The following is a 14,692-nucleotide window of genomic DNA, read 5'->3' on the forward strand; positions in this document are numbered from 1 at the left end:
TCTCCAGCTCTTCCGCCTCCACCCGCGTGCGCCGCGGAAAGGGGCCGGGGTCGCTCCACCCGGTGCCCGCGCGATCGAACAGAATGGACCGGGTCTCGCCGCGCATGGCCCGATGCAGGTGGTACAGTGCGTTCCCCTGCTCGTGCGCGCCGGGGATCCACACCACCGTCGCGCCACCGCGCGCGTTCCCTTCGGCGAGCAGGTGCAGCCGGTACCCGCCGACATCCACCAGCGTCCCCGGCGCCGGCGCCGCTGCCATGGCGCGCTGCTGGTCGAGTCCCCCCTTGGTGCCCATGGCGGTGAGCACCACCCCGATCAGCGCGGGAGCCAGCGCCACCAGGCGCAGCACCCGCCCGCGGCGACGCGCGGCCAGCGCCACCAGCCCGCCCAGCACCAGCAGGACGCCGCCCAACAGCGCCCCACCAAACGGCTGCGACAGCAGCGTATAGAGCCCGTTCAGCATCAGTGGCCTCCCGGCGGTGTGGCGGGACGTTTCGCCCCGTCCAGCGCCTCGATGGTGGCGGTAGAGGGCTCACGGGTGCGCTGTAGCCGCGCTGCCACCCGCTCCACCTCGGTGAACACCCGCAGGACGTTTCCGCCGGCAAGCTTGCGGAGCTCCGCGTCGCTCCAGCCACGGCGAATCAACTCGGCAAAGAGCGCCGGATAGCGCGAGACGTCCTCGATCCCCTCCACCACATTCATCGGGCCGGTCGCGCCATAAAAGTCCGCCCCAATCCCCACATGGTCGACGCCCGCCACGCGGCGGATGTGCTCTATGTGGTCCGCCACGTCCTTGAGAGTGGCGCGCGGCATCGGGCCGTGCGTGGCGGTCCACTCGCGAAGCAGTCGCTCGGCCGCGCTGTCGCTCGTGGCCCGCTGCAACCGCGGAATGAGCGCCTCCGACCAGCGCCGCAGCGGCTCGGACACGAACACCGTGACGAAGTTCACTTGCACCACGCCACCGTTGCGCGCCATGCGCTGCAGAATCGAATCGGGCACGTTGCGCACATGGTCGGTGAGGGCGCGCGCCGACGAGTGCGAAAAAATCACCGGGGCCTCCGACCCATCCAGCACGGCGCTCATCGCCGCTGGCGACACATGCGAGATATCCACCATCATGCCGAGGCGGTTCATCTCGCGTACCACCTCGCGGCCGAAGGGGGTGAGGCCTCCGTGGCGCGGCAGCTCCGTTGCCGCGTCGGCCCAGTCGGTGGAGTGGAAGTGGGTGAGCGTCATGTAGCGCACGCCGAGGTCATAATACGCCCGCAGCGCTCCCAGGGAGTTGGCAATGACGTGCCCGCCCTCGATTCCCAGGAGCGAGGCAATCCGTCCACTCGCGCGCACGCGCCGGATGTCGGCCGAACTCGCGGCGAACCCCAGATCGCGCGGATAGCGCGCGATGAGGCGCCGGGTCAGGTCGATCTGTTCCAGCTGGGCGCGCATGGCGTTCAGCGGTGAGAGGTCACTTGGCACGTAGACCGACCAGAACTGCGTCCCCACCCCGCCGTCCCGCAGCTTCGGCAAGTCCGTGTCGCCGGCGCCGCGCGCGCGCAGATCGCGCGCGGTGAGGTCCATGGGATGCGTGGGGTCGAGGCGCAGCACCCACGGCAGGTCGTTGTGGGTGTCCACCAGCCCCACCTCGCGCAGGAGCGCCCGCGCGCGGCGCAGCGCCGCGTCGTCGGTGGCTGCCCTCTGCGCCGGCAGGGCGGTGAATGGCGCGCTCCACAGGCCCGCGATGGTCAGACCGGCCGCGGCGATCCGTGACAAGGCGTTGCGTGGGGCGATCATGGGGCCTTCGCCGCTGGCGCCCTGGGCACTGCCGCGGCGCCCGTGGGCCAACCGCCGTCGAGGAAGGCGCGCAGCGCCGCGAGCAACTCGGCCGGGCGTTCATGCTGCGGCCAGTGCCCCATGCCGGGCATCACCAGCAGGCGCCCCTGCGCCATGCCGGCTACCCACTCCTCGCTCCCGCCGAGTGGCGGATTGTCGCGGTCACCATGCACGACCAGCAGGGGCAGCCGGAAGCGGGACAGCCCCTCGCGGAAGTCGAACAGCCCCAGCTTGGCAATGAGCCGAGGCACGAAATCGTTGTAGCGCGACCCGACCTCGTTGGGGGAGTCGCACACATCGGGTGCACGATACCACTGGGTGGAGTCGGGCCAGTTGGTGCGCAGCCCCATCCACGCCCCGATCCGACACCGTCCCACCTCGTCGCCGGCAAACTCGCCGGCGGCGACGCGGGCGGCCATCTGCTTCTGCAGTGCCGGATCCATGCGGGGCGCCGAGTTCTTGCGCATGTCTTCCCACCAGGGTGAAAAGCGCGGCCCCACCGGGGTCAGGAGCACCAGCCGCGAGACGCGCGCCGGGAACTGCTCGGCGTAGCGATAGGCCGCCAGCGCGCCGCCCGACCACCCCACCATGGTCACCTTGTCCGCACCTACGGCCTGGCGAATCACTTCCGGGTCGATGGCATCGAATTCGAGAATTCCCATCTTGTCCGGTGGCACCGAGTCGGTACGTCCGCGTCCGCGGATGTCGTAGGTCACTACACGCCGCGTGTCGGAGGCCAGGGCGTCCAGGCTGGCGGCGAAGTAGTTGGCCGCGTTCACCAGCACGACGTCGGGGCCGCGCCCCACTTCGCGGTACCAGAGCCGCACGCCGTCGGGGGTCGTGGCGTATCCCGTGCGCTCCGGGGGCCCCGCCTCCACCAGCCGCTTGAGGGCCGCCAGCTCCGCGTCGAAACGCTGCGCCGAGGCGCGCTGTCCCGCCGCGGCGCGCGCCCGCGCGGTGTCCGCCGCCCCGGGCGTCAGCCCGGCCGGCAGTCGCGTTTCCGCGAACACGTCGTAGCGCACCGTGGTGCGCCCATCGTGCTCCTCGAGCGAATAGGTCGCGAACCCCATGAGCGTGCCATCCGTCCCCACCAGCTTCATGGTGCGACGGCGGTAGGGCACGAGTTCCGCGTTTACCAGGTAGTAGTCCGGCGCGCCCCCGGCCGCCGGGCGTGCGGCGAATACTTCGCCGGCAGCGCCCCATGGTCCCCCCACGTGCGTGAGACGGTTGCCCTGTTTCCACGCCGACGGCTCCACGATGTGCGGCCACACCGCCATCACCGTGCGTTCGATGGTGACGGTGCGCTGCGCCACCAGATGGGTGGCGTCGGGCACCTGCCCGGGTGACGAGGAGGGCGTGATGGTCGCCACGAGGGCGACGAGCGGAAGCGTGCGACGCACGCGGCGGACGACAGTCATGAGCGAGTCATTGAAGGGTCACGGGCGCAGGTGGCGCACGAAGAACTGCGTGCGCTGCTCGTCGTTGTAGCGGGCCGTCTGGCCGACCTGACCATGGCCCGAATTGGCGAAGATCGACAGCTCGTGCTGGAAGCCCAGACGCACCAGTTCCTCGGACATGCGCATCGCCTCGGGGAAGGTGGCCACATCGCTGAGGGCGCTCATGAGTCGCAGGTGCCCGCGCACCTTCGGGGCCAGCAGGATGGCGTTGGCCTGGTCGTACAGCGCTGCGTTCTGCTGCGGCAGCCCGAGATAGGTCTCGTACAGCTGGTTCCCCACGGGATCGAAGCCGGGGACCTCCACCGAGGCCGCCGAGTAGAGGTCGGGGGCCTGGGCGAGCGCGCGCAGCGCGTAGTGCCCGCCCCACGAGCGTCCCCAGATGCCCACGCGAGTGAGATCCATGAAGGGGAGCCGGGCCCCCAACTGGCGAATCGCGCCCGCATGGTCGGCGATCTCGAAGGTGCCCCACTTCCGGAACACGACATCGTGGAACGCCTTCGATCGTCCGGGGGTCCCGCGCGCGTCGAGCGTGACCACTACGAACCCCAGATTGGCGAGTGCGCGGTTGTACTGCGCCGGTCCGGGTTCGGTGAAGGTGGTGGGGCGCACCGCGATCTGCGGCCCCGCGTAGAGGAACTCCACCACGGGATACGTGCGCGTGCTGTCGAAGTCGAAGGGGAGGTACATGGTGACCCACAGGTCGGTACTCCCGTCGGCGGCCTTCACGACGTATTCGCGCGGCGGGGTCCACCCCACGCGACGCAGGCGATCGAGGCTGGCCTCCCCCAGCGTCGTGACCAGTGTGCCGTCGGCCCGCCGCAGCGCCGTGCGCGGCGCACCCGCGGGGGACGACCACGTGTCCACGAAGCAGTCGGCCAGCGGGCACATCGTCACCTCGTGCATCCCCGACCCCTCGGTGAGGCGCTGGGCCGCGCCGCCGCCCGCGAGCGGCACCCGATACAGATGCCGATCGTACGGACGCGCCGGATCACCCTGCGCCAGGAAGTACACCCACCCGCGCGGCTGGTCCACGCGCACCACCGCGGTCACAGGAAAGCTGCCCTGCGTGAGGCGCGCCACCACGCGGCCATTCAGGTCGTAGCGGTACAGGTGGTCCCATCCGTCGCGCTCCGAGCGCCAGAGAAACCCGGTGCCGTCGGGAAGGATCGTCCACGGAAAATCGTCGCCCCACACCACCTCGTGGTGATTGGTGAGGAAGGTGGGGGAGCGCTCGCTCATGATGACGCGGGCCTCGCCCGTGGATGGGTCCGCGGCCCATACCTCGACCGCGTGCAGCAGGCGGTCGTACTTGGCCACCAGCACGCGCGATTCGTCGGGCAGCCACCCCATGACCTCGAGGTAGCTGTCGCGGGTGTCCCCGAGCTGCAACGCCACCGGACGCCCCCACACCACGTCCAGCACATACAGCGAGGGCACCTGCAGCACGCCGCCCGCCCGCGTCCACCGCGTCTCCAGCGGCTCCACGAACATCTTGAGCCATTGCGCGCCGAGCATCTTCTGCATGCCGCGCACATCGTTGCGTTGCGCCACAAAGCGCGTGCCGCTGGGGGACCACGGTTCCCAGCGGCGCGTCTCCACGGTCCACAGTGAATCGGCGGTGCCGTCGGTGGTACGCATGAGGGTGCGCCCGTCGGTCGCCGAGCGCAGGGCGATGTCATGCCCCTGCACGCCGAGGTACCAGCGGCCGTCGGGCGAGCGGCGCTCGAGATTGCGCGTTTCGCCGCCGCCGGTGAAGGACTCCTGCCAGAAGGGCTGCGGCCGCTGGCGGGTCAGTTCGCTGGTGGCCAGTCGATCGCCCTCGTTCGCGGTGGGGCGCGGTAGCCGCGTCAGCGCATAGGTGGCGAGCTCCAGCTGCCAGTTGTCCCCCTCCAGCTCGAAGCGCAGCTGCTGCGGCGCGGTGAACGCCACCTGGGCAAACGGCACCCCACGGCCGGCGGGCTCGTGGCCCAGCCGTTCGACGAGGGCGCGGCGCAGCCGCTCGGCATCCAGCAGCGGCGTCGTGCGTCCGGTGGCCAGCTCCACGCGCTGCAGCACCCGGTCGTTGGGGCCGCCGTCGGCGTACCAGAGACTCGTGCCCCCCGGGATCCACCCCGGCACCACCCGCCCGCCCTGAACGAGCTGATCGAAATCGAGGTAGGCGTCGTAGACCGCGCGACGCGCCGGGCTGATCGGGGCCGTCTGCGCCACCACTGGCGTGGCCAGCGATGATGCAGCCACGAGGGCGCCAACGAACACCGCGGCGGTACGCGCGCGGGGGGCTGCAGGACGATGAGGAGACGGTGGCACGGACACGACCGGTGGTGAGGGTGAGGGCTGGCTGGGCCCCCGGGGAATCAGCGCGCGCCCTGCTGCTGCGCCAGCCACGCGTCTACACGCTGTTCAAGCGCGAAGAAGGGCAGCGGACCGTCGGCCAGGATTACCCGGTGGAAGGCGCGCGGGTCGAAGCGCGGCCCCAACGCCTGCTCGGCGCGCGTCCGCAGGCGCTGGAACGTCAGCATGCCCATGCGGTAGCCCAGCGCCTGGCCGGGAATGTCGCAGCAGTAGCGCAACACCTCCGACGCCACTTCGGCGTCGGAGATCACCGAGTTGGCGCGCAGGTAGGCCAGCCCGCGCTCGTGGCTCCATCCGAGCAGATTGAGCCCGGTATCGAGCACCAGGCGCGCGGCGCTGTAGAGTTCCATGATGCGGCGCCCATAGCGGTCGTACGGATCCCGATAGCCCCCCATCAGCTCGGCCAGCGCGGCCGCGTATTCCCCCCACCCCTCGGTGTAGGCGGTGCTGGCATAGTTGCGGCGCAGTGGGTGCTTGTTCGCCAGCACCTCCTGCACCAGCGCCAGGTGAAAGTGATGCCCCGGGTGGATCTCGTGGTACGCCAACCCCTCGAACCACACGGTGGTTTTCTGCGCGAGCTGCCCGCCGTTGAAGAAGTACACCCCGGTCGAGTCGGCGGCCGATGGCTGGCGGTAGTAGCCGTAGGTCATCCCCGCCTCCAGCGCCGGGTCCAGCCGGCGCACGTCGTACGGGGCGCGGGCCAAGTCGGCGAACTGCTCACCCAACCGGGGGCGCAGAGTGGCCAGATGCCCCAGCATCTTGTCGCGCATCACGTCGGGGGAGGCGGGCACGAAGCGCGGGGCCGTGCGCAGGTACCGATGAAACGCCTCCTGCGTGCGCGTATGCTCCGCCGCCTCCCCTCCCGCATTCCCGAGCGTCTGACGGATGGAGTCCAGTTCGGCGGTGATGCGCGCGATCTCACGGAGCCCCAGCTCGTGGATCTGCTCGGGGGTCCGGTCGAAGGTGAGCGAGGCGCGCACCAGCCGACGATAGTGGGCCTCTCCCCCGGGATACTGCGCGAGCCCCACAGTGACGGGGGCCTGCGCCAGGTACGGCCCCTCCAGCCACGATAGGAGCCGGTCGAACGCCGGGTTCACCCGCTCGACCACCTCGGCTTGCAACTGCTCCTGAAAACGCGCCACGGCCGTGCTGTCCTGCGCGCGAAGTCCACGCAGCCGAGGCTCGGCTACGGCCAGCGGGCTGCGCGCGGGCTCGGTGCGGAACTGCCGCAGCAGCGTGACGGCCGCCGCCACCTCGGGCTTCGGCATGCGGTACCCGTGCCGTACCTGCCCCCGCAGGTACCCGTGCACCGCGTCCACGACCCCGGCATACTGCCCGGCCAGGTCGAGGTAGCGCGTCAGGTCGTCCGGGGTCGCGAGACGCCGGGCGCCCAGGATCGCGTGCACGCCAACGAACCCGTTGCCATAGGGGGAGACGGGGTTGCGGAACCAGAAGGCGTCCGCCTCGTCGGCCATCTCCATGGCGCGCGCCCGCGTGACCGCCGCCAGGCTCCAAGCCTCGCTCCCCACAGGGAGCGCCCCGATGCTGTCCAGCTGCGCCAGGATGCGCCGCCCGAATGCGGCATCCTGCTCCGATTCCTCCTGCGATGGGACCGGCAGCTGCCGCACCGGCGCTCCGGTACGCAGGCGCACGCCAGCCTCCGTGGCGACGATGCGCGCCCACAGGGCGTCGGCGATGGCGGTGACGCGGGCACTGTCCCCCATCGCCGCGCCACCGGACGCCCGCTCCCGACCGCGTCCCTGCGCACTGGCCCGGGTCGACAGCAGCGCCGGCGGCAGGGTGAACGCGAGCAGGAGGATGGTGGTGGCGAGCGCCCGGGGACGCGAGTGGCAGGGCATTACCGGCCGTTCAGGTTGGGGTTGGTCGTGCGCTCCAGATCCGGGAGCGGGAAGCAGCGATTGGTGCCGTAGAAGCCGCCACCGAAGGGGAACGGTGCGCCCGTGGCCGGCACAAACGGAAGGGACAGGCGCTGATAGTCGCCAAGATGCTGCGACTCGAGGAACAGCTCCGCCCGGCGCTCGTAGATGAGCTGGGCCCGCACCTCGGTCGCCGACGTGGAGGCGAACGGCGGCAGGGCGGGGGTGGTGCGAGCGTGCAGCGTGTTGATGATCGCCACGGCCGCCGCCACGTTGCCTGCCGCCAACTCCGCTTCGGCGATGATCAGCTGCGCCTCCGCCCACTTGGCGATGGGAATGGGGGCGGCGAAGCTCGCGTACTTGGTCTGCACGAACAGGGAGTCCGAATTGTTTGCCCCCGTACGGTTGGCGTTGGTCACCGGCACCCGGGGGTCGCGCACGCCGGCGAAGGTCAAGGTCCGGTACACCGGTCCCACCGTGAGCCCCGCCCCTTGGTTGTTGTTGTTGAACACCGGGTTGAAGCGGCGGGGGTCCGCGCTGGAGTACGTGGCGTTCCGCACGAAGTTCGCGGGCACCTGCCGCGCGTCAGCCGCCGCCTCCGCAAGGCGCGTCAGGTTGAGGCGGGCGCGGGCGCGGCCGAGGTAGGCCATGGCGAGCATGTCCGCGGTGTTGCTGGCCTGCGCGTCGGCGATCGCCGCCGTGAAGCGCTCCTCGGCCCGCGTCCACACCTGCGCCTTGGGCAGTTCCGGGCCCGTGGCGATGGTGGCGGTGCACATCTGCTCTCCCAGCAGGAGGAGCGCATAGCCGGCGTACGCCGCGTTGGTGGCCAGCAGCTGGCGGCGATTGGTGACCTGGGCATCGGTCCATGACTCGAGCCCCTTCTGCAACTCACCGGAGAGCCAGAGCGTGACGTTGAGGGCACCGAAGGGGCCGAGCCCGCCACAGCCACCGTTGCTGATGGTGGAGCTGGTGGCGATGTCGCGGCGATCCACCTGCCAGGTAGTGTTGCCGGTGGAGGAGTTGGCGAGTTCGTCACCCAGCGTACCACCACTCACGACGGCGCCGCCGAAGGCGCATTCGAACTCGCCGACCACGGAGTTCATGAGGATGGCGGCGTTCGCCGGGACGATAGCGTCATCGGCGGGGACGCGGCTGGGCACGTCCACCTCAAGGAGGGAGCCGCACGCCGTGGTCGCGGCGAAAAAGGCGAGGGCGCTGGCGCGCACGGTCGCTCGCGCGGCGCGGGAACGAGGGGTCATGGAGATAGGCACCGGGCGCCTCAGAAGGTCAGGTTGAGGGAGAACCGCAGCTGCCGCGGGAGCGGCAGGTTGGCCTGCTCGCTGGCGGTGAGCTCGCCGAAGCCCCCCGGCTGTTCCGTCTCCGGGTCCAGCCCCGACCAGCGGGTCCAGGTATAGAGGTTGCGGCCGGCCAGCAGCAGCGAGGCGCGCGAGGCGCGCACCTGGCGGGCGAGGGCGTCGGGAAGGTCGTACGACACCGAGACCTCACGCAGCTTGGCGAAGGAGGCGTCGTTGATGAATCCGCTGGTGAGCACGAGCGCGCTGCCGCGCTGCGCGTAGGCCACGTCGCGCGGATCGAACTCCTGCGGATAGTAGTTCTGGCGGCAGAGGCGGAACACGGTGCAGCGCGCCCACAGGTTGGTGTCGAAGCGACGCATCCCTTGGCGGAAATCGACCATGGTATAAAGCCGGAGTCGCTGGCCAAGGCGCACGGTGGATGTGACGGCGCCCTCGTACTTGGGGGTGGAGCGGCCCAAATAGGTGAGCGGCGCGGTGGCGCAGGGGGCAGGCCCGGTGGGGGTTTCGCACTGCAGGTTGGTAGCCTGTCCGTTGGCGTCCAGCGTGGCGCTGGCCAGCCGCTGTCCGAAGAAGGCCGCGACCGGGAACCCGACGCGGTGCTGCTGGGCGCGCGGGAAGGTGCCGACGAAGATCGGTGGCTGTCCGCCCAGATCGGTGATCTCGTTCTCGTTGGCGTTGAGCGTGGCGGTGAGATCCCAGCCGAGCCGTTCGCCCGTGAGCACCGCCACCGTGGTGCGGAGCTCGAAGCCATCGTTGCGGATGGCGCCCAGATTGGTGAAGCGGGTGCCGATGAACCCGCTCGAGGGGGATACCGGCGCCAGCACGATCGCGTCGCGACGGTCCTGGCGGAACCAGGTGAACTCCAGCGCCACGCGGTCCTGGAAGAGCCCTGCATCAAAGCCCAGCTCCAGCTCGGTGCCGAGTTCCGGCTTGAGGTCGGGGTTGCCCACCGCCTGGGTGGTGAGGGCCGGTTGATCGCCAGGGCCAGTCACGGGCCCCAGCGTGCGCAGCGCTGCGAACGCATCCGGCTGCTGCCCTGCTGCGCCGTACGCGGTGCGCAGCTTGAAGGTGTTCACTACGCCCTTCTTCCACCACCCTTCCTCGCTAGCCACCCAGCTGCCGCTGATCTTCGGGTAGGTTGCCGCCTGAAAGTCGGTGCCGAAGGCGCTGTTGTTGTCCACACGGACCGCGCCGGTCACGAAGAGCCGGTTGCGCCATCCCAGCTGCTGCTGGGCATAGGTCCCGATGGTGGTGTTCTCGATGAAGTCGTCGCCACCGGTGCGCACCGACGTACCCAGGATGGTGCTGAGTCCCGGCGCGGGGAACTGCTGGCCGCTGACGGTGGTGAGGCGCGTGAGGCGGCCAAAGTACTGGGCGCCCACGCTGGTCTGGCTGGTGAGCCCGTCGCGGAGCGTGGCGGTGTAGGTGGCGCTGTAGTCCAGCGTGTTGGTGCGCGCGTCGCGCAGCTGCACATCCTTGCGTCCCGCTGCGACCGCCGGGCTGAAGAAGCGGGCCTGCTCGGGGATCATGCGACGCACGATGTTCTGGTTGTTCTCCTGCACCATGTCGGTGCCGATGTTGAGCCGCTGGGTGAGGCGGCTGCCCAACTGGTGCTGCAGCTGCGCGGAGACGGTGGTGCGCTGCAGCAGCTGGAAGACGTCGTTGACGCCGTAGAGCACCTCAGGGGGCGCGGCAAAGAAGCCGCGGCTGGGGGAGCTCGCTGTCAGCGGGTTGGCGTTGATGGCGCTGAATAGCGGCGCGCCGCCCCCTTCCTGCGGGGCGAAGCTGGTCTTGCCGGTCACCACGCCCAGGTCGAGACGGGCCGTCAGCGAGGGGCGCGGCAGGAACTGCAGGTTGGCGCGAAGCGACGACTGCTGCTGCCGGTTGTTGAGGTCGATGCCTTCGTCATCCTGCAGCACCCCACCCACGCGATAGCTGACCGGCCCCGCGCCGCCATCGATGCCGAGCGCGTACCGCTGGAACTGTCCTGTGCGCCAGATGCCGTTGCCCAGCGTCCGTTCATTTTCCACGGCATTGAAGGAGAGGATCTGCCCCTGCGGCGAGCGCGCATAATTGGTGGGGATGCGTCCGGCCGGGTCTGCGAACTCGTTGGTTCCCTGATCTGCCGTGAAGGTGAGCCGGGCTTTCTCGCCGGCGCGCCCGGACTTGGTGATGATCTGGATCACGCCGTTGGAGGCCTCGGTGCCATAGAGTGTGGCGGCGGCGGGGCCCTTGATGATCTCGATGGACTCGATGTCGGCCGGATTGATGTCGTTGAGGCGGGAGACGACGTTGGCCCCCTGGATCGCCGGGCCGGAGGCCTGCGCGGCGTCCATGCGAATGCCGTCCACGTAGACGAGCGGCGCACCGGTGAGGGCGAGGCTGTTGCGGCCGCGGATGTTGACCTTGGTCCCCGCACCAGCCATGCCGGAGTTGGCGGTGAGGACCACGTTCGAGGCGCGGCCGTTCATCAGCTGCGACACGTCGGTTACCGGCGCCCGCTCCAGTGTGCCGCGGGCATCGATCTTGGTGATCGCATTGCCCACCGCGCGGCGCTCTACGGTGCCCGCCGTGCCGGTGACCACCACCTCATCGAGATTCACCGACAGCTCGCTGAGCGTGAACGCGAGCGTGGCGCTCCCCGCGCCGATCGTCCGGGACTGTGCCTGGTAGCCGATGGCGGTGACCCGCACGGTCCGATCGGTGCCGCCGACGCCGGTCAGGCGGAAGCGCCCGCGGGGGTCGGTAAGTGCCGTGGTGCTGGTGCCCACGACGAGAACCCGCGCGCCTTGCACGGGACGGCCGCGGGTATCGGTCACGGTACCGCTGATGGAGTCGGCCTGCAGGCGCGTGACGACCGTTGGAGAAGCCCCCGGGGCGGCCGGCGAGGCGGCGAGGGCGGGGGCCGCGGTGGCCGCGAGGACGGCCAACCCGCCGCCCCAGAGCAGGGCGGTGACGTGGAGGTGTGGGCTGGGACGGGGCATGGGGGGAATCGGTGGGGGTGCGTGACTGAATAATCTCATATATTGAGATCCAGTCTCACATCATGCATCGTATCGTACCGATGGGGACTCACTTCGGCAAGCAAGTGTCGCCACCCTCCACTCGGCGAGCCCGCGCGGCCTCCTTCCACCCCGGCTTCCCATGACCACGGACCCCGCGTTCCCCATTGAGGCCACGGTCACGCTCGACCAGTTAACCGGCGATCCCTACCCCATCTTCCATCGCCTGCGGGCCACTGAGCCGGTGACCTGGGCGTCATCCATCGGGCAGTGGCTGGTCACCAGCTGCGATCTGATCATGGAGGTGCTGCGAGACACGAGGGGGCCCAGAGACACGCACTCGCACCGAGGCTGCCGTGCGCGCCTTTCGCGCCTCGCTGCAGCCGATCCTGCACACCCCCGACGCCGCGTCGAGCGCACTCCTGCACACTCGCGCGCGGGCGCATCCGCGCATGCTGGGCGTGACGCGCAGCCGTGCCGCGTACGCTCGCCCCCACCGTTCCCCCGCTATTCCCCGCTGCTTCCCGGACCTCTAGCTTGCTTCGCACCGCGCCAGTGCGCCGCCCTCCCCATCCTCCACCATGCTCGCCACCCTCAACACGGTCCTTGCGCTGTTCAGCGAGCGCACCCCCGAGCTCGCTGCGCTCGACATCGCCGAGCGACTGGGGCGGCCCCGCAGTTCGGTCTACCGGCTGCTCCGCACCTTCGAGCAGGCCGGGTTCCTCGACTACGACGAGCGCTCTGGTCGGTATCGGCTGGGGATCCGCCTGGCAGCGCTTGGCGCACTCGCCCAGCAATCCTCTCCGCTGCAACGGGCGTTGCATCCGGTCCTGATCCGTCTTGCCCGCGATTCGGGAGAGTGCGCCACGCTGGTCGTTCGGTCCGGTGCCATCGCGACCACGGTCGACATCGTCTACGCGCCGCAGCCACTGGTGGTCCCAGGCGTGCTCGGGGGCCATCCGCCCTTGCACGCCTCCGCCGGTGGCAAGGTGCTCACGGCGTGGCTCACCGGTGGGGAGCGGCGCGCGCTGCTGGGGGAGACGCTGACGCGCTACACGGCCGCCACCATCACCGACCTGCCGACGCTCATGGACCAGCTCGACGAGGTCCGGCGGTCGGGGGTCGCCATCGCCCGCGGGGAATGGTATGCCGATGTTTACGGTATGGGCGCGCCGGTCTGGGATCACACGGGGGGGGCCGCCGCCGCCGTCACCATCGGTTTTCCCTCGGTGCGCGCCGGCGCTGCACGGCTGCGCCAGCTGCAGCCGCTCGTGGCGCGGGCCTCCGCCGAGGGGACGGCCGTGTTGGGCGGGGTGCCACGGGTGACCGCCGTGGAGGAGGCGCCGGCTCGGGCCGACGCGTCGTCGCACCGGCCCGTGGCGTCAGATCGTCGCCGTCGACGGCGCGACTGAGGCGCGCAACCGAGTCGGCGGCGGAGTCCGACACCGGCCGTCCCGTACGGGAGCCGCGTGCGGGCCACCGCCGCAGCTGGCGTACGCGTGGGCCCCCGGCCGTTCCGGAGACGGAGCTCGCAGGCCCGGCATTCGGTGTGGTAGCCCAACACCACAAGGGCAGGCGGTGCTCGCCCCCGGCCCGTGGATGGGGGAGCTGGCCCAGCACTACAGCATCGGCTGGTCGACCGCTCGCCTGAACTCCCGGAAGTGCTCCTGGTGTCGCCCTGCTCGGGGCACGGGTTCAAGTGCTGCAGCGTGATCGGAGAAATCTGCGCCGACCTCGTGACGAGCGATCGCACGCGGCACGAGATCGATTCGTTCAGGCTGTCGCGTCTCTCGCAGGTTCGGCACGCTGACCGCGGTCGCCCGGCGCCACCTACTGTGGGCGCCGGATGGCAGCACCGGGGCGGGCGCCGGTGAGCGCCCCATTGCTGATGACAGCCGTGCCGTTCACGTAGAGATGGACCACACCCGTCGCGTAGTGATGCGGATCGGTGAACGTGGCCACGTCCCGCAGGCGCGCGCGGTCGAACACCACGACGTCCGCCTTCATGCCCGCGCGCAGCATGCCGCGGTCGCGCAGGGTAAACGCCCGCGCGGCCCGTGACGTCATGCGCTCGATGGCGGCTTCGAGTGACAGGACATGCCGCCGGTCCACGTACTCCGCGATCATGCGCGGAAAGGCGCCGTAGCTCCGCGGGTGCGGAAACCCCTGACCGGGCGTGACGAGATCACCGTCAGTGGAGATCATCGCGGCGCGGTGCTTCATGAACGCCTCGATGTCGCCTTCGTTCATCGCCTGCACCGTCGCCGTGAATCCGCCGGCGCGCTGCAGTTCGATGAGCGCCGTGATGATCTGCTCGATGTCGTCCTTGCGGCCTCTGGCGGCCAGGTAGTCGGCGAGGGTCTTGCCTACCAGCTCGGGGGCTGACGGCGCCGTGCGAAAAAGAATGCTCGCGGCGGTACCACCGGTTTGCGCTGCCCACACCGCCGGCATCTCCCGCCGGAGCCTGGCGACCACGGAACTGTCCGACAGGCGCTGCTTCACTGCGTCGGGGCCATCGGCCAATGCCCACCCCGGAAACAGCACATCGGAGTAGGTGCTGTACGCGGGATACGGGTACACGTCGAAGGTCACGCGTTGGCCGAGCGCCGCGAGCGAATCGAAGCCTCGCAGCACGGCCGCGCTCTTTCCCCAGTTCGCGGTCCCCGTGCTCTTCAGATGACTCACGTGCACCGGCTGATTGGAGCGCCGCCCCACCTCGATGGCCTCGGCCAGCGCCTGCTCGAGTGCCGCGCCTTCGTCACGCAGATGTGTCACGTACACCGAGTGCGGGCGGCGCGCAGCGCTGGCGAGCGCAACGAGCTCGGGCCGTTCCGCATACACAGCAGGGACGTACTCGAGGC

General features: G+C 70.2%; 8 protein-coding genes and 1 pseudogene. 1 reads left to right on the plus strand and 8 read right to left on the minus strand.

Annotated features, from left to right (window positions below; translation table 11 throughout):
* The 7 genes and pseudogenes from ACIQ6O_RS05455 to ACIQ6O_RS05485 all read right to left on the minus strand — a co-directional run.
* A pseudogene (locus ACIQ6O_RS05455) lies at positions 1 to 463 on the minus strand (hypothetical protein); the annotation flags it as partial.
* Complete coding sequence (locus tag ACIQ6O_RS05460; RefSeq protein ID WP_396206771.1) at positions 463 to 1,788, minus strand: dipeptidase; 1,326 nt, start codon at positions 1,786 to 1,788, stop codon at positions 463 to 465. The pseudogene ACIQ6O_RS05455 and the gene ACIQ6O_RS05460, both read right to left, overlap by 1 nt.
* On the minus strand, positions 1,785 to 3,245 hold the full coding sequence (locus tag ACIQ6O_RS05465; RefSeq protein ID WP_396206772.1) for an alpha/beta fold hydrolase: 1,461 nt from the start codon (positions 3,243 to 3,245) through the stop codon (positions 1,785 to 1,787). The genes ACIQ6O_RS05460 and ACIQ6O_RS05465 overlap by 4 nt, the downstream gene beginning before the upstream one ends.
* Before the next feature lie 18 nt (positions 3,246 to 3,263).
* A complete protein-coding gene (locus tag ACIQ6O_RS05470) occupies positions 3,264 to 5,591 on the minus strand; it encodes a DPP IV N-terminal domain-containing protein (RefSeq protein ID WP_396206773.1) in 2,328 nt (775 codons plus the stop codon).
* Between the two features lie 47 nt (positions 5,592 to 5,638).
* Positions 5,639 to 7,495: a DUF885 domain-containing protein gene (locus ACIQ6O_RS05475; RefSeq protein ID WP_396206774.1), complete on the minus strand. Its 1,857-nt coding sequence runs from the start codon at positions 7,493 to 7,495 to the stop codon at positions 5,639 to 5,641.
* A complete protein-coding gene (locus tag ACIQ6O_RS05480; RefSeq protein ID WP_396206775.1) occupies positions 7,495 to 8,772 on the minus strand; it encodes a RagB/SusD family nutrient uptake outer membrane protein in 1,278 nt (425 codons plus the stop codon). The genes ACIQ6O_RS05475 and ACIQ6O_RS05480 overlap by 1 nt, the downstream gene beginning before the upstream one ends.
* A gap of 20 nt (positions 8,773 to 8,792) precedes the next feature.
* On the minus strand, positions 8,793 to 11,813 hold the full coding sequence (locus ACIQ6O_RS05485) for a SusC/RagA family TonB-linked outer membrane protein (RefSeq protein WP_396206776.1): 3,021 nt from the start codon (positions 11,811 to 11,813) through the stop codon (positions 8,793 to 8,795).
* Between the two features lie 599 nt (positions 11,814 to 12,412).
* On the opposite strand from ACIQ6O_RS05485, the gene ACIQ6O_RS05490 reads away from it, so the two are divergent.
* Entirely contained in the window at positions 12,413 to 13,243 is an 831-nt protein-coding gene (locus tag ACIQ6O_RS05490; RefSeq protein ID WP_396206777.1) for an IclR family transcriptional regulator, read from the plus strand.
* A gap of 418 nt (positions 13,244 to 13,661) precedes the next feature.
* Here the strand turns inward: ACIQ6O_RS05490 and ACIQ6O_RS05495 are convergent.
* A partial coding sequence (locus tag ACIQ6O_RS05495) for an amidohydrolase family protein (protein WP_396206778.1) occupies positions 13,662 to 14,692 on the minus strand: 1,031 nt, incomplete at its 5' end.

It is taken from the genome of Gemmatimonas sp. (genome assembly GCF_044345575.1).
GTDB lineage: Bacteria > Gemmatimonadota > Gemmatimonadetes > Gemmatimonadales > Gemmatimonadaceae > Gemmatimonas.